This is a genomic window from Acidobacteriota bacterium (assembly GCA_030697165.1).
Lineage (GTDB): Bacteria > Acidobacteriota > Vicinamibacteria > Vicinamibacterales > UBA2999 > 12-FULL-67-14b.
Window position 1 is genome coordinate 97,304 of the sequence record JAUYQQ010000001.1, and the last position, 24,489, is coordinate 121,792.

Genomic DNA, 24,489 nt, shown 5'->3' on the forward strand with positions numbered 1-24,489 from the left:
TCACTTGATGGGCTCCGCCGCAGGCGCGATCAGGCCCGCGCGCGACACGCTCACCTGGTTCTCGAGCGACATGCCGCGCAGGTTATTGGCCATCACCACCTTGTAGTCGCCGTCTTCCGGCACCTTGATCACCACCGAGAACTCGCCGGTCTGCACCACGTGGAGCTGCACGACCCACAGGTCGTTGCTGACCATGCCGAACGTCACGCCACCCTTCTCAATCGTACCTTGCGCGATGAACGTGGTCCCCTTGGCGAGGCGCCGGGGTTTCATCTCGACAAGATAGAGAAGGGGCCCACGACCGCCCACGCCACCCACACCCCTGGCGGTCCAGGCGGGGCCGTCCATCTCAAAGGTCGGTGAAACCTTGAGGATGTCCCCGGGGACAAACGCCGCCGGCGTGGCGGCCAGGCTCTTCTTGACCTCGCTCCGGGCCAGATCGCTCGGGAAGGTGTAGGTCTCTGCCGGATTCTGGCGTCCTTCGACGCCGCTGATCGTCGCGTACGGGGTCACGCGCTCCCATCCCGGTCGCAAGCGAAGGTCCAGCAAGGCCGGCAAGGCGGCGACGTCGTTGAGACTGGACATCCGGACGAGGCAGCTCGCGTGCTCGCCTGGCAACTCGAGGCCCGCGAAGCCAAACGGCTCGTCACCGGCACTGGTCGAGCCCGGATTTCGGAAGTAGGCCGGGAAATAGAGCGCCACGGGTTCATCGACCAGGGGCACCGCCACGACCGCCGAATGACTGAAGTCGTATCCCTTGGTCATCGAGTGGTAACGCTGGGTGACGCGCAGGTTCATGGCGTCGCAGTTCGCCCCGCCGAGGTAAGCCGCCACGTAGGCGGCATGCACACCGCCATCGGTGGGCAACCCGCGCACGAGAGCCGGGCTCTCGAATCGGAGGTCGCCGTTCGGAAGCGAGACCGGTGTCAAGTCAAGGGTGGTACGCGGCGCGGCGTGGACGGTGCCGAGAAACGCGCGCACGTGCCCATCCTGGTACCGACGCAGAAGCCACAGCGGGCCAATGATGACGCCGGCCAGAACGGCCCACATCGCCAGCGCCATGCCGGCAGCGCGCGGCCAGCCGGCAGCGGGCGTTGCGGCCGTGAGCCACTCGGACTGCCATTTGACAGGCAACCCTGAAGGGTTGCCTCCACTCACTACGCGCGTGATGACCGCGCCGGCCGTGCGTCCCGCCAACATCAGGCAGAAGCCGAGGGCCCACCACCCGACGAACTCGAGGTGGAAGAAGTGCCGCTCCTGGAATTGCAGTGCCGGATAACCCGAGAGATACAGGACGAAGACCCCGGCGAAGAATCCAAGGCGAAGGCTCCACACGCTGAGAGCCGTCAGCGTGATGACCAGCGGCCATGGCCACAAGCCGCCAATCAGCCGCAGGGCGTCGGCCTTCAGCAACAGCAACCGCTGCGCGGCCGCCGGCAGGAACTCTGGCACCACCAGTGCCGCCGTGGTGGTCGAGTGCGGAAGTTCCGTGATTCGCACGGCCGATGCGTAAACGCGCGTGAGCAGATCGGCCGGAAAGGTGGTGGCCACCTCGCGAAGCAACTGGGTTGCGGTGCGGTCGTAGTCGGGACCGTACATCGGCAGGAAGCGGTGCTGGCCGAGCCGGCGATCCGCGTAGTTGTCGATCATCGCAAGCGCCAGCTCGTCGCGATACTCGAAACCTATTTCGTAGAGACGGCTGTTGTCGACTCCCAGGTCAGCGCTAAACGCCGGCGTGAGACCGAGCAGCACGAGATGCTGCGTTGAACTACCGCCACCCGTCTGGTAGACCGACGACATGGGCCACATCGCGACGTAAACGGCGGCCAGGTAGAGGGCAATCGCGCCGGCCCGGAGGCCAAGGCGCTCGCGCGGCGCCAGCGGCAGGAACAGCGCGAACACGCCCACAAACGCGGGAATGGCGACGAGCAGGTCGTTGCGAAAGCCGATCCCCACACCTGTCAGCAGGCCCGCGACTAGCGAGAGGCCCATCGTGCGCCGGACCGTCACTTCGCTGCGAACCAGGCGAATAGCCAACAGGACCAGCGCCAGGACAAAGGGCGCCTTCGCGTAGTCGCGCAGGTGCGGAATGTTATGGAGATGCAGCGTCGAGAACATCAGCGCCGTGGCGCCGAGGGCCGATAGCGTCCGCCCCATGCCTTGCCGGAAGATCGCGAAGGCCAGCACGATGGTGAGGCCATACAGGAACCCGTAAAGCGGGGTCAGCGCACTCCAGGCGACCTGGCCGTGCAGGCGCCAGGTCGCGCCGACGGTCATTATCAGGTAACGAAACGCGCGCTGCATCGAGGTCAGCGGGCGCGGGGCCACCGTCTGGAGGTCGGCGCACGACACCTCGTCCGCCTTCAAATCCAGAAAAGCAGTCAGCGCGGGGGGCGCCGTATCCCCCGGGTTTACGTACCCGAACCCGCACGCCTCCATCACCGCAGGACCGAACTCCTGCTGGTAGAACCAGGGCTTGCCACCGGCGGCGACAAACTGCGGCACGTACCACGACGCCACCGCGAACGCCGCGACGAACAAGGCAGCCGCGACGGCGGTCTCAATCCCCCAGCGACGACTCAAGCTAATGAAGCTCGGCCTTCCCCGATCCGGTGACAATCGGAATCTCGCGCATCCAGAGTTGCTTCTCCCACACGCTGCGGTGCGTGCGGTACCAGTCAATGGTCTTCTGCAGGCCCTGCTCGAAGGTCATGCTCGGCTGCCACCCCAGGACGCGGCGGGCCTTGGCCGCATCGGCGGTATGGCGGAACACCTGCCCGGGCCGCTCGCCAACGTAGGTAATCAGCGACTCGGGCTTGTCCATCAACCGGACGATGTGATGGGCCACGTCGGCGACGCTGAGGCTGTGATCGGTGCCGATGTTGATGACCTCGCCGACTACGGCCTCCCGGGGCGCGTGCACGATCCGATCGATCGCGTCGCAGGTGTCCTCGACAAAGACCCAATCGCGCTGGGCGACGCCCTGGCCGTGCAGGCGCAGGGGTTCATCCAGCAGGCAGCTGGTGATGAAGCGCGGCACCGCCTTCTCGAGGTGCTGGCGAGGGCCGAAGTTGTTGAACGGCCGCACGATCACCGCGGGCAGGTGGTAGGTCGCCCAGTAGGAGTAGACCAGGCGGTCGGCTCCGCATTTCGCGCTGGCATAGGGACTGAGCGGCTTCAGCGGATGCTCTTCGTTCATCAGCGTCGCCTCGGCGGTGCCGTAGACCTCGGAAGTGGAGATGTGCACGAATCGCTCGATGCGGTCCGCACAGCGCAGCACGGCATTTGAAATCACCTGCGTGCCCAGCACGTCGGTTTCGAAGAAGTGGTAGTTGTCGAAGATCGAGCGGGTGACGTGCGTCTCGGCCGCAAAATGCACCACCACGTCGACGCGCCGCATCAGGTTCTCGACGAGCGACGCGTTGCGTACGTCGCCGTACCAGAACTCAATTCGGCCGCTGGTGTGCGCATCCTGAAAATCGGTCGGCAGGTTATCGACGCTGCCGGCGTACGTCAGCAGGTCGAGCACTAGGATGCGGTAGTCCGGATACTTGTTGAAGATGTGGTGCACGAAGTTGCTGCCGATGAAGCCGGCGCCACCTGTCACGAGGATTGTCTTCATGCCGTGGGTCCGCCCTTGAGAATCTCGGCGCTCTGGTCGCCGCAGTTGAGAATCAGGTCGATCGCCGACAGGAACGGCACGAACTCACCGTGGCGCTGAGGGTAGACCGGGTGTTGATAGTTTTGCCAGACCACCTCGACGCCCTGGCTCGCGAACAGCGGGACGTCCAGGTAGTCGCTGGCCGCATCGCCGCTCAAGTATCGAGTGGCGCCGAAATGATGGCAGATGTTGATCAGCCGCTGTGACGGCGTGCCCTCGATCCCAAGGGTTGACGTTCGGATCGTTGGCAACGGCAACTGGAGCCACCCGGCCATCAGGCCGGCCACGGCGATGTCGAGGTCGCCCAGGTGGGTCCAGGGACGACTCAACATCTCCTCGAGCTCAGGCAAGTAGCGCGCAGCATGTGGGGCCTTGGCATAGTACTGCTTCAGCGAGGCAATGTGCTTGCGTTGCCAGTTGGAGCGCGTGTCGATCAAGGTGTCGAGAATCAGGGGTTGCCCCTGGCCATGATGCAGCACCGGCACAGTGAGCCACAGCGGTCCCGCCGGCGTCTTGATTCGATTTCGGTTGCGCCACCCATGCTTGTTGAACTGCACATCGTCGTAATAGGCAAAGACGTCGGCGCGGCGCATCTGATCGAAGAACCCAAGCCACGGCAGGTAACCGGGCTGGAGCACGACGAGCGTCTTGGGAGCGGCAGCCACGGCGGCGGTCATGCGAGATAGAGATCGTACCACTCCTGAAACACCACGAACGCCAGCACCTTGTTGACGTCCGTGTAGTCGGCGCCCGGCTGATAGAGGCGATCGACAAGGGCGCCGATACGCGTCGCGTCAAAGAAGTCGTGCCGGCCAAGACGAGACGGGCTGAGCGTATCGCGCACGTAGGACTGCAGGTCGCCCAGCATCCACTGCGTGACGGGCATCAGGAAGCCTTCCTTCGGCCGGTCCACCATCTCCGCCGGGAAGTATCGACGGGCCGCCTGCTTCAGGAGGTACTTCGTGTCGCCCATCTTGATCTTCACGCGGCCTGGTAGGCGGGCCGCGAAGGTCACGACGTCGGTGTCGAGGTAAGCGCTGCGGACTTCGAGCGAGTGGGCCATCGACAGGCGGTCGCCGTAGGTCAGCACCTGGTCTGGGAAGATCGTCTTGAACTCGGCTTCGAGGATGCGGTTGAGCGGATCGGTTGCGGTCAGGCGCGCGAAGGTCTCTTTTAGGTAGTCAGCCGTGCTGCTGGCGGCAAGTTCGCGCTGCAGGTCCGGGTGGTAGAGGCTGCGCTTCTCGTCCTCACCAAACACCAACAGCTTGGCACGCCATTCCCAATCGAGCGCCGCCGTGTCACCACTCCCGAGGAGTCCCTGCAAGTACTCCGGCCGGCTCTCGAACGGCCGGATCAAGTCGGCATTGCCGGTGCGCTGGTATTCGGGAAACTGCGCCATCGGCTGCGCCAGGCGATGCGACAGGTAGCTGCCGAAGATCTCGTCGGCACCATCGCCCGACAGGGCGACCTTCACGTGACGAGCAATCAACTGCGACAGGAAGTAGCTGGAGACGACGCCGGCGAACGGCTCGTCGAAGCAGCCCAGGATCTTGCGCAAGTTGTCCGGGTAGTTGCTGAACTCGATGGTCTCTTCGTGATGCTCGGTGCCGTATTTCTCGGCTACCCAGCGCGCCCACCGGCGGTCCTGCTCCTTACCGGGCGTCGTCGACTCGTTCGCGTAGGTCAGCGTGAAAGTCTTGATGCGCCCGGTCGCCTCGGCGGCCATCGCGGTGGACAGGCTCGAGTCGAGTCCGCCGCTCAGGAAGAACCCAATCGGTACATCCGAGAGCAGGCGGCGCTTCACGCCCTGACCGAGCAGGCGAATCAGCTCCTCGGTCAGCGCGTCCTCTGGCTGGCTGTCGAGATCGGGATCGACGGTGAAATCCACGTCCCAGTAGCAGCTGATGACCGGCTGCTCGCCGGGGCGGAACGTCAGCCGGTGAGCCGGCGGCAGCATGTAGACGCCCCTGAAGATGGTCAGCGGATGCGGGACGTGCTTGAGGCTGATGAAGTGGTGCATCGCCTCCAGATTGATCGTCCGCGTGAAGCCGGGGACGGTGAGCAGCGCCTTGAGCTCCGAGGCGAAATACAGCACGTCGCCGCTATGCCAGTAGTAAAGCGGCTTCTTGCCCATCCGGTCGCGCCCCAGCAGGCCGGTCTGCGTCTTCTCGTCCCACACCGCGATCGCGAACATCCCGTCGATGTGCTCGGGCAGCCCGGCGCCGTGCTCCTCGTAAAGATGCGGCAGCACCTCGGTGTCGCAGGTGGTGTGCAGGTGATGACCTGACTGTAGCAACCGCGGGCGAAGCTGCGGGTAGTTGTAGAGTTCGCCGTTCTCACAGGCCCAGATCGAGCCGTCCTCGTTCGACATCGGCTGCCGGCCGTGTTCGACGTCGAGAATAGCCAGGCGCCGCGCGCCCAACGCGAATCGCTCGCCGTGGACCACGTGGCTGTCATCCGGACCGCGGTGGCGCAGGGTCGCGAGCATCGTCTCGGTGGTGGCGCGATCGCCGCGCCCGAACATTCCGCAAATGCCACACATATCAGGGATCGGGGATCAGGGATCAGGGATCGGGGATCGGGGGCCGAGGATCGGGGGCCGGGGATCGGGGGTCGGCAAGGGGCGCATAGCTGCCGGGCCGCACGCCTTCGCGCACGGGCGACACGCTTGGGATGGCCCACGCGTTGGTTTCGTCGCTGAGCACCCGATCGACGACGGTGCCAGCGTCGAGGTCGACGACGAACTCCGTGGCTGGCACGAACTCGAAGCGATCCGGGCGCGTCGCCACGCTGACCCATTCGAAGACGAGGCGAGCGCCTGTGGCGCGCGGAATGGTGCGGGCATAGCGCAACAACCGCTCCACAAACAGCGCGCGGTTGCTGGGGTAGTACTTCAGCGTGGTGAACACGCTGGTCAGCGCGATGCACTCCGCCACCTGCGAGAAGCGCCAGGGGCCTGTCATCCGGTAGTCCGTCACCAGTCGCCGGTCGCCACCGTCGGCTGGCGCCTCCCAGATACGCACGAAGAAGTTAACGACGTCGGCGGTGAACACCCGCCACAGGATCAGGCCAAAGGCGTTGGCGTAGCCATCGAGGGCCCGCTGGACGGGCGGCGGAAGGGACCGGTGTTTCAACTGGTTGTAGAACATGCCGGTCCGCACGAACGGCAGCAACGCGAGGTAGCCCCAGCACAATGCGGACAGCGTCGACTGCGCGAGGGCGGGCAGTGGCTGGCCGCTGACGGGCGCTGCCGATGGCAGGACGGCCAGCAACCAGGCGTTGACGATGGTGCCTTCGCCGACGAACAGCAGGCAGCACACCATCACCATTTCGGCCAGGAACCCGAGACGTATCTGGGTTGCGATGAAGACAAAGCTGGCGAGCATGACGAGGCCGCCCAGCATACGGGTGGCGGGAATCAGCATCAGGATGCCGCAGGCGACTTCGGTGCCCCACGCCATTTCGTTGAAGAACCGGAACAGCGGATGGGCCGGGGGCCACCTGGACCAGAAGCGCCACCAGTAACCCCATTCCGGGTTGGCCATACCCAGTTCCATGCCGCGCTGCTGCCGGTATCCGGCGAAGAGCTTGTAGAGGCCGGCCGACAGCATGATGGCGGCGAAATCGACTTGCAGCGTCAGCAGCGCCAAGCCTCGCAGGCCAGGCGCGTGGCGCGTCGTGAGTTCGAGCAGCAAGACCGCGGCGCCAAGCCACAGCGAAATGAAGCCGGGCGCGCCCATTCCTCGCGACACGCTCTTCCAGCGCATCCGGTTGAAGAAGTAGTAGCAAAAGACCAGGTTGACCAGGGCCGAGGGAAGGACCGCACGCCCCGAGATGAGACCGAAGGCCGCGAGCACCCACAAGGCCAGCACCACGGGAATCACGACGGGGTTCTGGATGGCGTCGGCCAGTGCGCTCGATTGCGCATACCCACCCCACTTCTCGCTTCGGAAATAACGCCGGGCATGGGGCAACGCCGCGCCCAGCGTCAGGAGCATCAGGACGCCATAGGCGACACGAATCGCCGCCTGCAATTCGAGGCTGAGAGTCGGCGCGAGAAGAGAATCTGAACCGAGCACAGAGTGACTGCTAATTGAAACGAGCGCCGGGCACGATGCCTATCCGGCGAAGGTCGACGCGACTGGCCGGCTGCGCCGGCAACTCGACTTGCAGCAACTTGAGGTCCCCCGAGCCGGTCGACACGACCGGCCCTGATTCGTCAATGCGAACCACCGTGCCGGGCGCCGAGACGCCGGCGGCCTCGATCGGCTCACCCCGGCGCACCACCAGTTTCGCGCCGCCGATCGTGGTGAACGCGCCAGGCCATGGCGCGACCAGCGCCCGCACCAGGTTATGGATCTGGATATTGGACTGCGACCAATCGATCAACCCATCGGCGGGCGTGCGCATCCGGTAGTAGTGCGCGCGCGATTCATCCTGGGCTGTTTGCGGTGCCGTCCCATCCACGAGGGCTGGCCACCACTTGGTCAGAAGAGCCGTGCCGGCCACCGCCAGCTTGCCCTGCAGTGAAGCGATGTCCTCATCCGACTCGATGGCAAACCGTTCTTCGGCCACGACCGGGCCGGTATCGATCCCGGCATCGACCCGGTGCAGCGTGGCCGCGCTCTCGCGCTCGCCGTTGATCAGGGCCCAGATCATGACGTGGCCGCCGCGATACTCAGGGAGCTTGCCGCTGTGAATGTTGAATGCCCCGTTCACTGCGAGTGAGACCAGTTCCGGAGGCAGCAACATCGGGTACGACCACACCAGCATCAGGTCGGGGCGAAGTAACTGGATGGTTTCAAGAAACGGCGCCAGGTCCTTTCGGCGCGGCTGCACCAACAGCCTCAATGACTTCTCGCGCGCCCGCGCGACCACCATCTCCACATCGGCGCCGCTGCGAATACCCGGCACCACGACCGCGACCGGCGTGACGCCGAGTCGTTCGAGCGTGTCGAGGGCCGCGAGCGCCAGCCGCCCGAACCCAAAGACCACGACCCGACTTGCCGACATCCGTTACTTGGCTGGCGGCAAGTCGTGATGGGGCTGGTAGACCTCGACGTCCACGCCAAGGTCCTTCTTCATCACTTCCTTGACGTGATCCCCGGAGGTCTTGAGGACCTTCAGCCAGCCGTGCTCCCAATCGCGGACGCCCGCCAGCCACGCCGAACAGCCATTGCACGGCCACGCCTCGGCGCCCTTGCCTTCGAGGTGCAGGCGGCGGTACCAGTTGAACCGCTCACCTTGCCAGATCTCCTTGAGGCTGGCATCGTTTACGTTCGGGAAGAGATCGGCCGTGCGGAACGAAATGTCCTGCCCGCACAACGCTACGCGCCCAAGGGTATCGACGTTGAGGCGTTCGAACGGCCATACGCACGGCTCCTTCCGCTCACCCGGCATGTGCTTGTAGAGATGCGGATCCATGGCGTGGCCCAGCTGGATGGTGGTGTTGTCGTCCCACGACAGGAACTTTCGGGTAATCACCTCGTCGACGCCAACGTCTTCCATCCAGAACTTCACCGCCGCTTCCATCTTGCCTTCCATGATGTCCTGCCGAATCATGGAGACGACAATGCGGTTGGTGGTGCGAAATTCCTTGCGCATGGCCAGCGCCGCACGGACGTTGCTGACGTGGTTGTCGAACCACTTCTGCGGATCGCGAGGCGCGCCGCCGTGTGGCGGACGCACCTTGGCATAGGTCTCGGCATCACCAGCATCCATCGAGAACTCGACCAGGTCGATGCCCGCCTTCAGGATGCGTTCGAGCTTGTGGCGGAACGCCGGCAGCGGGCCGAACATGCTGCCATTGGTGTTCATCCAAATGCGCGCGCCCTTGGCCTTGGCGTACTCGACCATCTCCACCATGTGCTTGTGGAGCATCGGCTCGCCGCCGCCGGTGCAGCGCATCCACGCGCCGTAGGGTCCGCACTCGTCGGCCATCTTCTCCCACAACTTCACCGGCATCAGGTCGCCATCGTGGGCGTGGTAGAACTTTCGCAGGTCCGAGTTGCCGTCGGTGTACGGGCACATCGGGCAGCCGAAGTTGCAGGGGTAGATGATCGAAATCACGACCATCAACGGGAACTCTTCCGCGCCGGGCCTGAGGCCGTACTGTTTCTGAACAGCTTCCTGATGCTGCGTCCTCACGATCGCCGCCGGGGTCTTGATGTTAATCATCGTTCCACGGTCATCACGCGCTCGTGATTCCTGCTGTGTTTGTTCGTCATGGCTCCCCGTCCAAGACCGCGATTCTCGAGATCGTGAAGCGGTTCCGGAGTGAAGTGTTGCTCAGGTAATTGGCAATCACCAGTTGATACCGGCCCGCGCGCGGCGCCTTGATGACAGCCTTGAATGCCCCCGGTGTGCCGATGGCCATTCGGGCCGCCCAACCGGCACTATCGGTTAGACCAATCGCCAGGCCGCCTCGAACCAACTCGCCCTCGACCAGCACGATATCCGCTTCATCGAACGGCCAGTCCGCCCAAGCCGCCAGATACGACCCGGCCGCATCGGCGACCCCCGCGACGTGCACGCTCGCGTCCGGCGCGACCCGCGCGATGCTTGCGGCATACGCCAACGGGGCCGCAAACCGCTCGACGGTGGCTCCGGCGCGCGACAAGCGCTCGCTGACCACGGTGCGGGAAACCGCCGGCCCCCAAAAAGTCTCTGGCTCCCGGCCCGCGCTCGTCGCATCGCGCTCCCAGCCTCGCAGGCTCTGGCGCAGCGGCCGCCCGCGCCAGTCGGGCGGCAACACCACTGGCAGCAACAGCGGGAGCTGATCGGCCAGGGCGAATCGGCGCAACCCCGTGACGCAGTGTTGCTCGGCTTCGGCCATCTCGATCCCTCCGAACTTCAGCGCGTCAGCACCCGGACCGGTTGGGCTGGAACGGTAGATCGGCACAAAGACTCGCGCGACACCTGCGCCGGCAGCCGGCACTTCGATGTCGTAGGTGCGCGTGAAATCCAGATCAGGATTCTCCGTATCGTAAGTAAAGCTCATCGCAGTATGGCTGACGGGGCACCTTTCAGCAGACACCTCGGCCACGATCACATCCGAGCGCATCGATCGCCTGGGACCCTCTGGCAAGGCGTCCTTCACCAGGCGTACGACCCCGGGCCCGGCCGACGTGACCGCCCCTACGAGCGGCTCGGTAGGTGCCGCGAGATAGCTGTCCATCAGTGCCGTCGCCGCTCGTTGTTGATAGGCGCGCAGGACCTCAAGAGGCAGTGTCACGATCGCCACGACGCTAAGCGCAAACCCGAGCGGGCGCCAGATGACGCCGCTCCCGGGCACCGCATCACTATCTTCAGCCGGAACGCCGCGCCAACTGGCGACAATCCTCGAACACGCGGCTGAGATCAGGAAGGCGAGAATCCAGACTGACAATAATTCCAGGTGGAACACATGCCGCAGTTGAAACTGAATCGCCGGATAGGCACCCAGTAACGCGACCACCCCGAACAGGGAGGCCGCCAGGCGAACGCTTCGCACGCTCAGCGCCAGAACCGCGGCCGCAAACAGCGCCGTGCCCAAGCCGGCGAACATGATGCGCACACGGCCCACCAGGCCGATCACGCGCGTCATGAACTCGGGGAGGATTCCCTGAGACAGGGAGTGCATCCCGCTGAACGGCAGGTCCAGCACCTGGATGATCGCCGCCCAGCCGCGTAGGAGCGCGTCGGCTGGAAACGTGCCGAGGAGCGTTGTGTAGTACGCGCCGCTGGCCTCGGCATAGCCCGGGACGCCAACCGATACCTGGGCGAAAGAGCCGAGCCTCCGTCCCGCGAACGCATCAATCGTCGTCGCTACGTAACTGTCGCTGTAGAAGTACATCGGCTCGTACGGACCGGGGATGATGTTCAGCGCACGGTCCCATTCGTGGGCGTAGCCCAGGAGCGCCCAGTGCCACAAGTTACTCCCCGACGACTGCGAGGTCAGAATCGGAAACGCGACCGCGACAAAACCCAGCAGGCATGCGGCCGCGGCGCCGATACGAATCCGCCAGGTGCCGACAAGACGGCCAGGCAGGCAGGCACAGGCAACGCCCACGAGAAGCACCAGGTTGACGACCACGTCGGTGCGAATGCCAAACCCAAAGCCCAGCAAAGCGCCGCCGGTAGCGCACCAACCCACCACTACCCTCGGCGGGCTGGGGCGCGTGATCAGCACGCCGGCGACGAGCAGATTGGCGAGGAAGAACGGCGCCTTCGCGTAGTCGCGCAGGTCGTAGAGGTTCGCGAGCTGGATAGGCGACAATAGCAACACCACCGCCACCGCGGTTGCGGCCACTCGTCCCATGGCGAGGCGGCCGATGAGATACGTGAGGCCGACCGAGGCCCCAAACATCGCGCCCTGCAGGTAGTCGATACCGGCCCACGTCAGGCCTGTCAACGCCCATGTGCTGACCACCAGTTGCAGCAAGTAGCGCGATGCTCGCTGCATCCCATCAAGTTCATCGGCCGGCTGATCCGCTGGAATCTCGCTGCACGCCAGCACCTCACGGCGCTGCTCGATGAACTCGACCAGCGGCCGATGTTCCGGCCGTGCGCGGGTCATTGCGTTCGCGGTTACGTCAGGCGTTTGAAGGCCGTGGCCGCAAATGCTCATGGCGGCGGCGCCGAACACACGCCGGCTGAAGTCCGGCATGTCGGCGACGAGGTGGGATTGACGCGTGATGCGGACGTAGCTGGAGCCAATCGCCAGGCCGGCGGCCACCAGCAACAGGCACAGTACTACGTCACTTCGGAGCGGCCTGCTCAGGGCCGCCCGTCACTTTCCCAATCCGTCAGCTGCTGGTACAGCGGATGGCTTGCCCAATCGGATGCCAGCGTGACGCCGAGCAGCACCGGGAATCGTTTCAAATCAGTGACGCGCGAGACGCCGGTCAAGCAACCGGGCCGGGGATCGACCAAGTCGAGACCCAGATAGGTCTCGAACACCGGCATGAAGAGCCGGGTCGTACCGGGCGTGCCCGACGACGACGCCGCCTTCACCGTATGCGTAAAATCAGCGCCGGCGGCCTTCTCGTCGTACCGAAACCTGACGGCCGGCGCTCCGCCACACGCGGCCTCGTTTAAATCGACTTGAAGCAGCTGCGGCCACTCCGTCTGGTCGAACTTCGGCAGGGGTTGCCCGGGCGACGTCACCGGTTCTTTCGGCGCCGCGAGGTAGGCATCGAGCAGTTGGCGAACCTGACGGGCCTGATACCATCGAGCGCCCCCGAGCGCCGCCACCATGATCAGGGCGGCAATGGCAGCGTAAACACCAGATCGAGCCGCGGCCCTCGCGAGCGCAGGCACGTCCGGCGGCGCGTGCCTGAACTCTCTGGCGACACGCAGCGCTTGGTGCAGCACGAAACCGATGGCCCACCAGCCGATGAACTCGAGGTGGAAATAGTGGCGCGGCTGGAACTGGATAGCCGGATACCCGCCGAAGTAGACGAGGGAGAGCATCAGGACGAGTGCCAGCCGGATGCTGGCCATTCCCGTCAGCACGATGGCCCCCGCCGTGAACCACAACCCCCACCGGTGATCCGGCTCCAGCAACCAGGCGCGCACCGTATACACCGGCGTCAGCCAGTTCTGCAGCGGGCCGACAAAGGTGTGAAACGGCAACTCGACGATTTGCAGCACCGAGGCGTAGGACCGAACGAGGATGTCGGCGGGGAACCTCAACAGGATGGCCTGCAGGTAACGGCCGCTCTGAACGTCATATTCGTGAGAACAGAACACCATCGGCTGCGCGCCCTGGACGGTCCGGTATTGATAGCCATTGACGGCGCGGTCGACGTAACCGTCGGCATACGCATAGCCGAAGTCGTACGGCGCCGGCCGGACTCTCAAGTAGCTATCGAAGGGCGACTGCAGCCCCAGCAAGGTCACGTGCCATTGGCATCCACCCGACCGGTAGACGGTGGACGTGACCGGCCAGCTCACCACGGCAAAGGTCGCGACGAACAAGACTGCCGAAGCGGCCTTCAATCGCAGGTTGCGGGTCAGCCCGCCGTCGAGGAAGCACAGTATGACGACAAGCATGAAAGGCAGATTAATGAGCAGGTCCGTGCGGAATCCATATCCGACACCGCTTACCACCCCAGCTACTGTGGCGAGCGCCAGCACCGTCCAGTTGCGCACGGGCAACGTCACGAGCAAGCCGGCGAGCAGCACCAAGGCAAGCGTGAACGGCGCCTTGGCGTAGTCGCGCAGGTGCGGCAGGTTGACCAGATGTAGAGACGACAGCGTCAGAAACACGGCGCCCACAATCGCCAGGGCGCGGCCCATGCCCAGCCTGAAGATTCCATAGGCGAGCGCAATGACGGCGCCGAACAACGCTCCGAACATCGGCCCCATGCCGGACCACGAGATGCCCAGCAGGCGCCAACCGTAGCCGACGGACACCAACAGGTAGGTCCAGGCCCCTTGGTAGAGGTAGCGCGTTCCGAGCGGGTGATCGGCTGGAATGTCGGCGCAGTCGAACGTGTCGCGGCGCTGGAAGAGGAAGTCTTCGAGCGACTTGGGCTGCGTTTGCGTCGAGATCACGAAACCTCTTCCGCACGCAATCATCACCGCTGGTTCGAAATAGCTCTGGTAGAAGACGGGCTTTCCGCCCTCAGCAATCCAGGCGTTCCAGAAGCGGTCGGCCCATACTGATGAGCCGGCGAACAGGGTGGCGGCGATCAGCAGGTCGACGGCAATTCGTCGCGGAACGACCGGGAAGCCCTGGCGGACGAGCGGCGATGTCACGGCCGGAATTCCAACCGGACATGGCGGCGACGGGCAACAACGAGCAGGGAGCCGCCGAACGGCAAGGTCGGGCCGGCCCGGAGGACCCACTCGTCGATGCGCATGATCCAGTCGAACAGAATATTGAGGGGCCGCGGCAGCGTCACGCGCTCGGCGAACTCGGTGGTGGTGTCGGCAGCCCGCGCCTCGCCCCGATCGAGGAGCCGCGACATCACCATGAACGGAAACAGTGTGGTGACAAAGGACGTGGCGTAAATCACCTCGAACCCCGCGCGGTGGAGTCGCTCGGTCAGTTGGCGGCGGGCGTAGCGCCGCTTGTGGTTCACAATTTCGTCGAGCGTGCTCCACATCCACTGGTACTGCGGCACCGTCACGACGAACAATCCATCTGGGCGCAGTGCCGCGTGCACTTGTCGCATGACGAGTTCGTCCTGCTCGATGTGCTCCAGCACGTCGAACGCTCCGACTACATCGAACCCGGCGTGGAACGGAATGCTCGTGGCATCGAGCTGAATGAAGTCGACATCGGGCATCTTGCTGCGCGCGTACTTGAGACCCTGAATATAAATCTCAGACCCGGTCAGTCGTAGGTGCGGCAATTGCCGAAGCGCCCCAATCACGCCGCCGATACCGCAGCCGATCTCCAAAACGTCCAGAGGTCGCGAACTATCGGTGAATCGCCGGAACAGCTGCGTAAGCACGCGGTTGCGGGTCCGGCACCAAAAGCTGCGCGCTTCGACATCGGCGGTGACGTCGAAGCCGCCGCTCGGGTAGTCGCTGTAGTCGAGCGCCACCGCAGGTGCATAGCACCTGATACCGTCGATGACCTGGAACGGCGCCCCGTCCAGGGGCGATGGACGTGAATCGTTCATGGGCGGCATGAGGACATGATGTCGCGACGGCTCATCAGACGGGGCGCATAGTCCGAGGGGTTCCGCGCGGGCAGGGGAGCGGCCGCGCGGGGCCAGCGCCCTGAGTCGAGGCGCGTAAGGATGACCGGCACCAACTGCTGTAGATAGATCCACGCCTGCAGCCGCATGCCTTCCTCTCGAAGGTGAATCGCGTCCGCGAACAATAAAGGGTCGGGGGGGAAATCGCGGGCAATGTCAAAGAACGGCAGGTCGTATCGTGCCGCGTAAGAGGCGAAGACCCGGTTCTGGAAGTCTGCGGTCCGGCGGAGGTGGGCGTAGGTCGCCGGCCAGTACATGTCATTGAGATACCGGTACAAGGTCAGGTGCTTGGACAAGTCGAGCTGCATGCCAGGGTAGACCATCCACAGGAACGACGAGACGCCCAACTCACCATCGCCCAGGGTTCGTCGCATGCGATCGAGGTTGCCGACCACGGCGTCGAGGTCCATCGGCAGCGGCTTCTGTGTGATGTCGGGATGACTCTCGTCGACACCGCCGGGCCACACCACCGGGTAGTCAGGCTTGGGCGCCTCGTAGCCATTGCCGCCGGTCCACATATCGAAGGCCGTCAGCAGCCGCCGGGCGCTGGCCAGGTAATCCTCGAGCGGCGAACGCTTCCGAAAAGTGGTGGTCGGCCTCGGAGCCAAGGCCGGCGGCATCCGCATCAACTTCCCAGGTGCGAATTGATTGGCCCCCTCGTAGTAGATGACCAGGTCGGGGTCGACGGGCGCGACCTCCAGCCGCACGACGGCCTCGATCGAGGCGGAATCGATGCCCGCTCGGCCGGCGTTAATGACCTCGAACCGGAGCGGCAGGCCGCGAGCTTGCGACCACAGGTTCAGCCAGTGGCCCACGTGCTCAGGATGGGAGTTCGCTGCGCCGTGGACTCCGATGGTGGTCGAGGCGCCGACAAACGCGATGCGAATGGTATTGGGCGGCTTCTTGAGCGCCAACGCGGGCCCTCGCCAGCCGAAGGCGTTAGAGGTGAACCAACTGGGTGCGCTGTTGTTCGGCAGGTGCCGGTAGATCGGAAAGGTGCTGTCCTCGATTGGATCGAAGACCAGGAAGTCATCGAGGATCCCCAGCGACCCAGCAGTATTGCCGGCGCAGATCTGCTGCTTCAAGTACAACGGGTTCCAGACCAGCAGCGCCCCGATTGGGTCATTGGGGTACCGCTGCAGGCGTTCCATGACCAGGGGATCGTCTGGGTATCGCGGAATCGGGGTCGGGTCACTGTCGTACCATTCCGCATCGACGCCCGGAGCGAGCGGCATGGCCAATGCCGCCTGTCGGTCCCTTCGTTCCTCTGGCTGGCTGGCAGGCTCCGCCGGCGTGGTCGATGACTGACGCAAGCGGACCGACACCAGGGTGAATCCGTCCAGCCTCCTCACGGCAAGCTCGCCGGCCAGCAGAGCCGCGACGAGCGACGCGCTGACAACCATGACCCGCGTCAGGTGGTTCATTGCGGGCTGCGACCGTCACCGTGGGTAGCGCGCACGATGTAGTTCGGCTTCTTCTTCACTTCGTCGTAGATGCGCCAGACGTACTCGCCGATGATGCCGAGCATCAGCATCAGCAGGCCGCCGATCACCAGCAGCAGGATCATGATGGGCGCCCAGCCGGTGAAGGGCGTGCCATGCTGAAAGCGCGTGTAAGCGATGTTCAACGCGTAGAGAAAGCCCAGGCACGCGGTCGCCGCGCCGGCGACGCTGATGAAGCGAATCGGCAAGTACGACGAATCCAGGATGGCGTCGAGCGAATTCTTCAGCCGCTTCGCAAAGGTGTACTGCGAACGGCCGATGGTCCGCTTCGCGCGCGTATAGGGAATGAACGTCGTCTTGTAGCCCATCCAGAGCAGATCACCCTGGAAGAAGCGGTTGCGCACCTCGATGCTGTTGAACGAGTCGACGACGCGCCTGGCCATGAGGACATAGTCGAAACCGCCCGCCGGCATCTGCGGAAAGGACATGCGGATAATGCGATAGAACAGGCGCGAGGTCACGCGCGAGGTCCATTGGTCTTCACGCTCGGCGCGATGGCCGATCACCAGTTCCGAGCCGGCTTCGTAGTCGCGCACCATCCGCGGGATGAGCTCGACTGGGTCCTGCAGATCGGCGGAGAGGTGCAACACGAGGTCGCCGGTGGCGCCCTTCAGACCGGCCAGGATCGCCGCCATCTGGCCGAAGTTGCGCGTGAACGAGATCACCCGCACGTTGGGGTCGGCCTCGCGGAGCCGCAGCAGTTCCGCCAGCGACCCATCGTCAGACCCATCGTCGACGAACACGAACTCGTAGTCGTACGCCGCCAGTTCGGTTGCCAACGCGCCCCGGATCTTCTCGTAGGTCAGCGTGACCGCGCGCTCGTTGCGGTAAACGGGAATCACGAACGAGATCGTCGAACGGGTGCTCATGCGCGCGCCTGATTCTCAAGGACCATGTCGCAGATCCGGTCGACGTCCCCAAGCGCCAGGGTCCCGTAGAGCGGCAGGCACAACACCTGCGTCACCACTTCCGATGCCACCGGCAGCCGGCCGGGCCGCGCCGACGGCAGGTCGCGGTAGCACCCGTAGTCGGTGCAAAGCGGATAGAAATATTTGCGGGCCAGCACGTTGTAGGTCTTGAGGTGATCGAACACCTCGTCTCGAGTCCGGCCAAACGCCGGGCCGTCAATCCGCACGACAAAATACTGGCAGCTACTCTCCACTCCCGCGGGCTCCGGCATGAGCGCCAATCCCGGCACCCCAGCCAGGCGCTCGCGGTAGCGCGCAATGATGGCCCGTCGCAGCCGAAGCTCGTCGGTGACGCAGTCGAGCACGGCCAGTCCGAGGGCCGCCTGCAGCTCGTTCATCTTGCCGTTGATGCCCACCACGTCGACTTCCTCCTGGTTGAGGATGCCAAAGTTCTTTAGGTGGTCGAAGGCGGCCTTGCTGTCGGCCTTCGGTGCCGTCAGCGCCCCGCCCTCGGCCGAGTGAAACAGCTTGGTAGCGTGAAAGCTGAACATCGAGGCATCGCCGAAGTTGCCAATTCCCACGCCATTGATCTTCGTGCCGAAAGCGTGCGCGGCATCGTACACGAGCTTCAGGCCCCGTCGGTTGGCAATGGCCTGCAGGGCGTAGACGTCGCACGGGATGCCATAGACGTGGACCGCCAGGATGCCGGTGGTCCGCGGTGTGATGAGCTCCTCTACCTTCGCCGGATCCAGGTTCATTGTCACCGGATCGATGTCGCAGAACACCGGCGTCGCGCCGCTCCAGCTGATCGCGTGCGGCGTGGCCGGAAACGTGAACGGTGTCGTAATTACCTCACCGCGCATCCCCAGGGCCCGAACCGCGGCCAACAGCGCGATGGTGCCGTTATTGAACAGCGACACGTGCGGCACGGCCAGGTAGTCCGCAATGGCCTGCGTCAGGCGCACGTGCTGCTGGCCGTCGTTGGTGAGCCAGCGCGCTTCCCAGATCTCGGCCAACCGCGCTTGCAGCGCCGGCAGGGGCGGCAACAACGGCCGCGTCACGTAGATGGGTTCGTCAAACGGCTTGATCGTCACAGCAGGTCGTACTCCCCGAGCAGGCGACGCACGGTGTCTGGAGAATTGAACATCATGACATCCAGAATCGACAGGCCGGGCACAAACGGCTGGCCGAACTGCGGATACATCACCGGCCTGGACTGGATGAACTTCAGCTCGACGCCGGCCGCGGCGAAGGCGTCGGCCTCATACAAGGTCCGCCCGCCGATGGTGTTGAGGTAACGGTTGGCGCCGAGCGCGCCGCACACGGCGAGCACCTTGTCGCCGGCCTTCAGGCGGTGGTCGACCGGCACCGTGGACGAGACAATGATCGGCGTCTTGATCTCAAGGTAGGCGGCCGTCATCACCAGGCTGTTCAGCAGGTATTCGAACAGGTTGCGGGGCGCCGCGGTGACGATGGTCTCGATCATCGGAAAGACCGCATCAAAGAATGGCGCCTTTCGGTACGACTCGCGAAATGGATTCAACAAGGTCGCGGGATTGAAATCGTCAGCCAGCGACCGCTCCCTCACGTCCAGGAAATCCGACCCTTTCTTGAGCGGCAGCGTGAATGTGGCGTCGGCACCATTGCGGAGGAACCGGTTGCGGTTAATCCAGCCCTTCTTCGTGTACTCGATGTTGTCGTAAACCACGAACCGATCCACGGCCGCCAGCAACTGCCAGTAACCGAGGTACGGCAGGAAATACGGCTGCATGATGCCGAGGGTCACGTGCGCATCCAGCCTACTGGTCGCCTGCTTCACACAGCAGGAAGATGCTCGAGCACAGATCAGGATAGACGTGACCAAGCTGGTAGCAGCCCTCGAGATAGTCAGGCGAGATAATGTCCGTAGCGAGCAGCCGATCCCACTGAAAGTTTGCCAGCGCCTTGAAGAAGATTCCCGAGCGATGCACCACGGTGAGGCCGGCGGCCTTCGCCTCGCGCTCGAGCGTGTCGAGCGAGTAGGTGATGCGGTGGCCATGTGCCGCCTCGGCCGGTGTGACCGCGGCATGGTGCGTGATCAGGCCCATGCGGACCGCGATCTGCCGTGATGCCGCGTTGGCATTGGGGCACACCAGGAAGAAGCGGCCGCCGGGCGCCAGCCACTCGCGGTTGACCCGGGCCATGACCCCAACCGGGTCGTCCAGGTGTTCGAGCACGTGCGTCAGGATGATGTTGTCGAATCGGCGGCCCAGCGAGACGGCTTCAAAAGTCCCGTTCACCACGTTCACCTTGTCGCCAAGCGCTTGGCGGGCGGCGGTGACCGCCTCGCCCGAGCCCTCCACGCAGGTGATGTCGGTGAAGTGCGGCAGCAGCCGTTTCGTGAAGTCGCCGCGGAAACTGCCAAGTTCGAGCACGCTGCCCGGCCGGAGGAACGGCTGGAACGAGCGCAGCATGAACGGGTGCATGACGTCGAAATCAAATGTGTAGGCGTACTTGTGGCCCAGCGCGTCCTGCGATTCCCGATCTAAGTCTCTACTCACGCTCATCTATTGCTCCAGGACCGCCACGCCAAAGCCGTCGCGACCGAAGGCATTGCCGTTGTACAGCAGGTAGGCCTGCCCATCGCTCCAGAATACATGAGGATAGCAGAGCATCTCGGCGTCCCAGCCATCGGCAGATACGTCAATTCCCGCGCGCGCATCGTCGCGGGTCCAGTGCTGCAGGTCGTCTGACCAGGCGTAGCCGAGCCGGTAGCCGCGCGCCTTGTTGGCCCGGAAGTCGGTGGCCTGGCGATAGCAGAAGTACATGTGCCAGCGCCCGTCCACCTCGATCACGGTGGGCAACGCCTGGCATTCATCAGGCCCGAGCGCGTCATTGATAATCGTCTGCGCGTCGCGCTGCCATGACACGCCGTCGGCCGACCGGGCATACGCGAGCTTGTAGACGCGCGCCGGCCCCGGATCTGACGGACTCTCCACCCAGTTGGTGCCGAAGATGTACCACATGTGCCAGACGCCATCGCGCACGGTCACGAACGGGTCGCCGACCAGGAAGGGTTCGTGCGGCGTGGGGCCCATCACGGGGCCGGGGCCAACCCGCGCGAACGTCAGGCCATCATCATGGCTGACCGCCAGACCAATGGCGGTCTCGACCGGCACCGAAACGCGGCGACTCCAGCCACACGTGAAGGCGTAAATGTGGTGGTCGTGGCGAACCATGTTGACGGGAAAGATGCCGTGTTCGTCGAAGGCGCCGAGTTCGCCCTGGGGAATCACCGTGGCTGTCGATGTCCGCAGGACCCGAGACACGGACTTGTCCACGTCCACAAACGCGATGTGGCTCACATACTGGCCGCCGGCATCGCGGCTGCGCGTCGAGAAATAGATGCGGACGAAGTCGTCGAACACCAATGCCTGTGGCGACTGCGCGAACTCGGTGCAACCGTTGGGCAACGAGTATTTCTGCGGCTCGAATAGCAGGCCGCACTTGGTCCACTTCACGCGAGCACGCCGTCCAGTTCCGCGAGGCCAAAGCCGTGACGGCCGACGCCGTTGCCCAAGTAGAACATGTAGGTCTTGCCATCGAGCTCGAAGACGTGGGGGTAACTGATCATCTCGGAATCCCAGCCCTCGGTCGACACGTCGATGCCAGCCTTGGCATCGTCGCGGGTCCACGTGACGAGGTCGGGTGAACTCGCATAGCCGATACGGTAGCCCTTTTCACGACCGCGATAGCCGAGGCTGTAGCGGTAGCAGAAGAACATGTGGTACTTGCCGTTGGCGTAGATCACGTCGGGGCTCGCCTGGCACTCGTCGGCTTCGAGCCGGACGGGAATCAGTTCCTGGCCGTGCCGGTTCCACGTCAGACCGTCCGGCGACGTCGCCATGCGGATGCGATAAACGGGTTCGGCGCGACCCTCACTGGGAAGCCACTTTGTGCCCGCGATGTACCACAGGCTGTAGAGGTCGCCGAACTGTCGGATCTTCGGGCCGCTGATCACGAACGGTTCGTGCAGGCTCGCACCCAGGACCGGCCCGCGGCCGTGCTTCTCGAACGTGACACCCTGATCGCGGCTGACCGCGTAGCCAATGGCGACGTCAAACGGCACCGACGAGCAGCGCGTCCATCCGCCGTAGTAGGAACGGACCTCGTCGCCATGGCGAATCACCGACATCGGATAGGTGCCGAACTCGTCGAACGCGCCGAGCCCGCCTAGCTCCATGATCGGCTCGGGCGACACGCCTACCACCTCGAACAGGTTGTCACGCTTGAGGTCCACGTAGGCGGCGCGGCTTACGTACTGCCCGGCGGCATCGGCGGGCGGGCGGCACGAGAAGAACACCCGCACGAAAGTGTCGAACACCAGTGTCGCCGGTGCCTGTGCGAACTCCCGCATCCAGTCGGGACGGTCGATCCGCTCGGGGTCGAAGACGTGCCCGAGCTTGCGCCACGAGAACATCAGAAAGCGACTTCCATCAGGTCCTTGGCCGCGCGCGTCTCGATCACCCCAAAGCCGAGAGACCGGTAGAGCGCGTGGGCCGTCACGTTGTCCCGCGCCACTTCGAGGCGGCACGACGTGAAGCCGCGGCTCTTGGCAAGGTCCAGGGCGGCGATAACGAGCGCCCGGCCGATACCCAACCCGCGATCCTGGGGGTCGACCAAGACCAAGGTTATGTACGCTTGCCTGGTTTTCTGGTCGTTGCAGTAGAACGCCACCAGCCCCCGGCAGCGTCCGGGCGCGGAGGCCTGCACGAGCTCGGCGCGGTCAGCGATCTTGGCCAGGTAGGCATCGAGGTCGACGTCCGCGATGAACCGGCCGCCCTGGCGTGCTTGTTCCGCCCGGATCAGCGCGGTCACCTCCTTACAGAGCATGCGCGGCCACCGACGCCTTGACATTCTCGATCACGAAGTCAATCTCAGCGTCCGTGAGCTTCGGGTAGAGCGGCAAGGTGATCGTGGCATCGCCGATTCGCTCGGCCACCGGGTACGTACCGCGCGGAATCCCCATGGTTTCCTGGTAGTACTTCATCAGGTGCACGGCGCGATAGTTGACAGCAACACCTACCCCGCGGGTCTGCAGGTCGTGGAGAACCTCGTCACGCCGGGCGGGCTCGACCCAGATCGTGAACAGGTGACGCGCGGACCGGGAGCCCGGCAGGACGGTCGGAAACGAGACGCCCTGGACGCCGCGCAGTCCCACCTCGTAGCGCCGCGAGAGATGTTCGCGCCGCTGCCAGAGCTCGCCAATCCGCTCCATCTGGCCCAGCAGGAGCGCGGCCTGCAGGTTGGTCATGTTGTACTTCCACCCGAGCAGCTCTATGTCGTAGTGGCGGTAGAGCCCGGTGTAACGGTCGCTCGCGCCCGCTGACATCCCGTGCTGGCGCAACAGTCGCAGCCGCGTATTGATGTCGTCCGAGTTCGTGACAACCGCGCCCCCTTCGCCGCTGGTGATGTTCTTGGTGGCGTAGAAGCTGAAGCTCGCCGCGTCAGACAGCGCGCCCGGCTTGACGCCGTCGCGTTCCGACTCAATGGCATGGGCGCAGTCTTCGATCACCGAGAGCTTCGCGCGATTGGCGATCGTCTTGATCCGCCGCATGTCGGCCATCTGACCGTAGAGATGCACGGGCACGATCGCCTTTGTTCGCGGCGTCACCGCCCGCTCGATTGCCGCGGGACTGATCAGGCCAGTGTCCGGCTCCACGTCCACGAACACCGGCGTTGCCCCGGTGTGCAGGACGACGTTGGCCGTTGCCGCGAACGTCATCGGCGTCGTGATCACCTCGTCGCCAGGGCCTACGCCGACGGCCAGCAGCGCGAGGTGCAGGCCAGCGGTGCAGCTGGTCACGCCGACGCTGTGCCGGGCGCCCAGATATGCCGCGAACGCTTCTTCAAAGCGCTTGGTGTCCTGCCCCGTGGTGAGAAACACCCCGCGGCAGACTTCAACCAGGCGGGCGATGTCGGCCTCGTCGAGACTATGCCGGTAGAATTCGACCTTCATCCTCAAGATTCCCTTGTGCGGTGCGAGGGCGCTCAGGTGTTGACGCTGCCTTTGCGGCCCGACACAAAGTACTGGCCGCCGAGAGGTAGCCAGGCCAGTGCGGGCTCGATAAACCCCAACCAGCGCCACAACTTCTCGGGCAGGAACAACAGGTAGCCTTGCTCCACGGCGTCCAGGCCCGCGTCTTCAAAAATCTGCCGGAGCCGGGCGGGCTTGATCATGTGGCAGCCCCTATCAATTGGGGCCCGCTCGAAGATCCGCTTCGTGACCGGATTGAACGGGTTGTGCTCGAAGATGCAGACGCGGCCGCCTGGCTTCAAAACGCGGCGCAACTCGCGCAAATGCCTGACGTGCTGCGCGTCGTCGATATGGTGATACACACAGAAGGCATAAGCCCCATCAAACGTTCCGTCGGCGAACGGCAAGTCGAAAGGCTCTTGCACCGCCACGGGGCCGCAATGAACCGCCTCCCGCACCATCGGCAGAGACACGTCGGTGCCGATGACGCGCGCTTGATTGCTGAGAAAAGCGATTGCTGTCCCCTGCCCGCAGCCGGCGTCGAGCAAGCGAAGGGTGCGGCCGACCGGCATCCGCGCCTTCAGGTGGCGCATCAGGACGCGGCATTTTTGATGGATGAAGAAAGCGCCGTCGCCGGCAAACTTCTGACGCAGGGGATCATCCAACAGCTCGTCGTAATCACGCGCGTAGCGGTCAAAGGACTCCATGT

General features: G+C 64.4%; 20 protein-coding genes. All 20 read right to left on the minus strand.

The annotated features are described in order from the left end of the window. The 20 genes from Q8T13_00360 to Q8T13_00455 all read right to left on the minus strand — a co-directional run bounded on the left by Q8T13_00360 (position 1) and on the right by Q8T13_00455 (position 24,487). Entirely contained in the window at positions 1 to 2,583 is a 2,583-nt protein-coding gene (locus Q8T13_00360) for a hypothetical protein (GenBank protein MDP3716202.1), read from the minus strand. A 1-nt stretch (position 2,584) separates the two neighbouring features. Continuing rightward, positions 2,585 to 3,622 (minus strand): dTDP-glucose 4,6-dehydratase, encoded by a 1,038-nt coding sequence (locus Q8T13_00365; GenBank protein ID MDP3716203.1) that lies wholly within the window; start codon positions 3,620 to 3,622, stop codon positions 2,585 to 2,587. Beyond that, positions 3,619 to 4,338: a WbqC family protein gene (locus Q8T13_00370; GenBank protein ID MDP3716204.1), complete on the minus strand. Its 720-nt coding sequence runs from the start codon at positions 4,336 to 4,338 to the stop codon at positions 3,619 to 3,621. Before Q8T13_00370 ends, Q8T13_00365 begins: the two co-directional genes overlap by 4 nt. Continuing rightward, positions 4,335 to 6,203 carry an asparagine synthase (glutamine-hydrolyzing) gene (gene asnB, locus Q8T13_00375; GenBank protein ID MDP3716205.1) on the minus strand — a complete coding sequence of 623 codons (1,869 nt, stop codon included), beginning with the start codon at positions 6,201 to 6,203 and terminating at the stop codon, positions 4,335 to 4,337. Before asnB ends, Q8T13_00370 begins: the two co-directional genes overlap by 4 nt. 22 nt (positions 6,204 to 6,225) lie before the next feature. Continuing rightward, entirely contained in the window at positions 6,226 to 7,740 is a 1,515-nt protein-coding gene (locus tag Q8T13_00380) for a hypothetical protein (GenBank protein ID MDP3716206.1), read from the minus strand. Positions 7,741 to 7,750: 10 nt separating this feature from the next. Continuing rightward, entirely contained in the window at positions 7,751 to 8,674 is a 924-nt protein-coding gene (locus Q8T13_00385; protein ID MDP3716207.1) for a methionyl-tRNA formyltransferase, read from the minus strand. 3 nt (positions 8,675 to 8,677) lie between these two features. Beyond that, positions 8,678 to 9,838, minus strand: a complete 1,161-nt coding sequence (locus Q8T13_00390; GenBank protein MDP3716208.1) for a radical SAM protein — start codon at positions 9,836 to 9,838, stop codon at positions 8,678 to 8,680. 46 nt (positions 9,839 to 9,884) lie between these two features. Continuing rightward, positions 9,885 to 12,383, minus strand: coding sequence for a hypothetical protein (locus tag Q8T13_00395; GenBank protein MDP3716209.1), 2,499 nt, complete (start codon positions 12,381 to 12,383; stop codon positions 9,885 to 9,887). Positions 12,384 to 12,418: 35 nt separating this feature from the next. Further along, entirely contained in the window at positions 12,419 to 14,404 is a 1,986-nt protein-coding gene (locus Q8T13_00400) for a hypothetical protein (GenBank protein ID MDP3716210.1), read from the minus strand. Beyond that, positions 14,401 to 15,198 (minus strand): methyltransferase domain-containing protein, encoded by a 798-nt coding sequence (locus Q8T13_00405; GenBank protein MDP3716211.1) that lies wholly within the window; start codon positions 15,196 to 15,198, stop codon positions 14,401 to 14,403. The genes Q8T13_00400 and Q8T13_00405 overlap by 4 nt, the downstream gene beginning before the upstream one ends. Positions 15,199 to 15,272: 74 nt before the next feature. Beyond that, on the minus strand, positions 15,273 to 16,778 hold the full coding sequence (locus Q8T13_00410; protein MDP3716212.1) for an SGNH/GDSL hydrolase family protein: 1,506 nt from the start codon (positions 16,776 to 16,778) through the stop codon (positions 15,273 to 15,275). Next, positions 16,775 to 17,725, minus strand: coding sequence for a glycosyltransferase family 2 protein (locus Q8T13_00415; GenBank protein ID MDP3716213.1), 951 nt, complete (start codon positions 17,723 to 17,725; stop codon positions 16,775 to 16,777). The genes Q8T13_00410 and Q8T13_00415 overlap by 4 nt, the downstream gene beginning before the upstream one ends. Further along, positions 17,722 to 18,858: a DegT/DnrJ/EryC1/StrS family aminotransferase gene (locus Q8T13_00420; GenBank protein ID MDP3716214.1), complete on the minus strand. Its 1,137-nt coding sequence runs from the start codon at positions 18,856 to 18,858 to the stop codon at positions 17,722 to 17,724. The genes Q8T13_00415 and Q8T13_00420 overlap by 4 nt, the downstream gene beginning before the upstream one ends. Beyond that, the gene (locus Q8T13_00425) at positions 18,855 to 19,550 is read right to left on the minus strand and encodes a WbqC family protein (GenBank protein MDP3716215.1); all 696 of its coding nucleotides are present in this window, start codon (positions 19,548 to 19,550) and stop codon (positions 18,855 to 18,857) included. Before Q8T13_00425 ends, Q8T13_00420 begins: the two co-directional genes overlap by 4 nt. 13 nt (positions 19,551 to 19,563) lie before the next feature. Then, positions 19,564 to 20,310 carry a class I SAM-dependent methyltransferase gene (locus tag Q8T13_00430; protein MDP3716216.1) on the minus strand — a complete coding sequence of 249 codons (747 nt, stop codon included), beginning with the start codon at positions 20,308 to 20,310 and terminating at the stop codon, positions 19,564 to 19,566. Continuing rightward, positions 20,311 to 21,264, minus strand: coding sequence for a hypothetical protein (locus Q8T13_00435; protein MDP3716217.1), 954 nt, complete (start codon positions 21,262 to 21,264; stop codon positions 20,311 to 20,313). Continuing rightward, entirely contained in the window at positions 21,261 to 22,223 is a 963-nt protein-coding gene (locus tag Q8T13_00440; protein MDP3716218.1) for a glycosylase, read from the minus strand. Before Q8T13_00440 ends, Q8T13_00435 begins: the two co-directional genes overlap by 4 nt. Next, on the minus strand, positions 22,223 to 22,621 hold the full coding sequence (locus Q8T13_00445; protein ID MDP3716219.1) for a GNAT family N-acetyltransferase: 399 nt from the start codon (positions 22,619 to 22,621) through the stop codon (positions 22,223 to 22,225). Before Q8T13_00445 ends, Q8T13_00440 begins: the two co-directional genes overlap by 1 nt. 4 nt (positions 22,622 to 22,625) lie before the next feature. Next, on the minus strand, positions 22,626 to 23,762 hold the full coding sequence (locus Q8T13_00450) for a DegT/DnrJ/EryC1/StrS family aminotransferase (GenBank protein ID MDP3716220.1): 1,137 nt from the start codon (positions 23,760 to 23,762) through the stop codon (positions 22,626 to 22,628). Positions 23,763 to 23,794: 32 nt separating this feature from the next. Then, positions 23,795 to 24,487: a methyltransferase domain-containing protein gene (locus Q8T13_00455; protein ID MDP3716221.1), complete on the minus strand. Its 693-nt coding sequence runs from the start codon at positions 24,485 to 24,487 to the stop codon at positions 23,795 to 23,797. Positions 24,488 to 24,489: the final 2 nt, after the last annotated feature.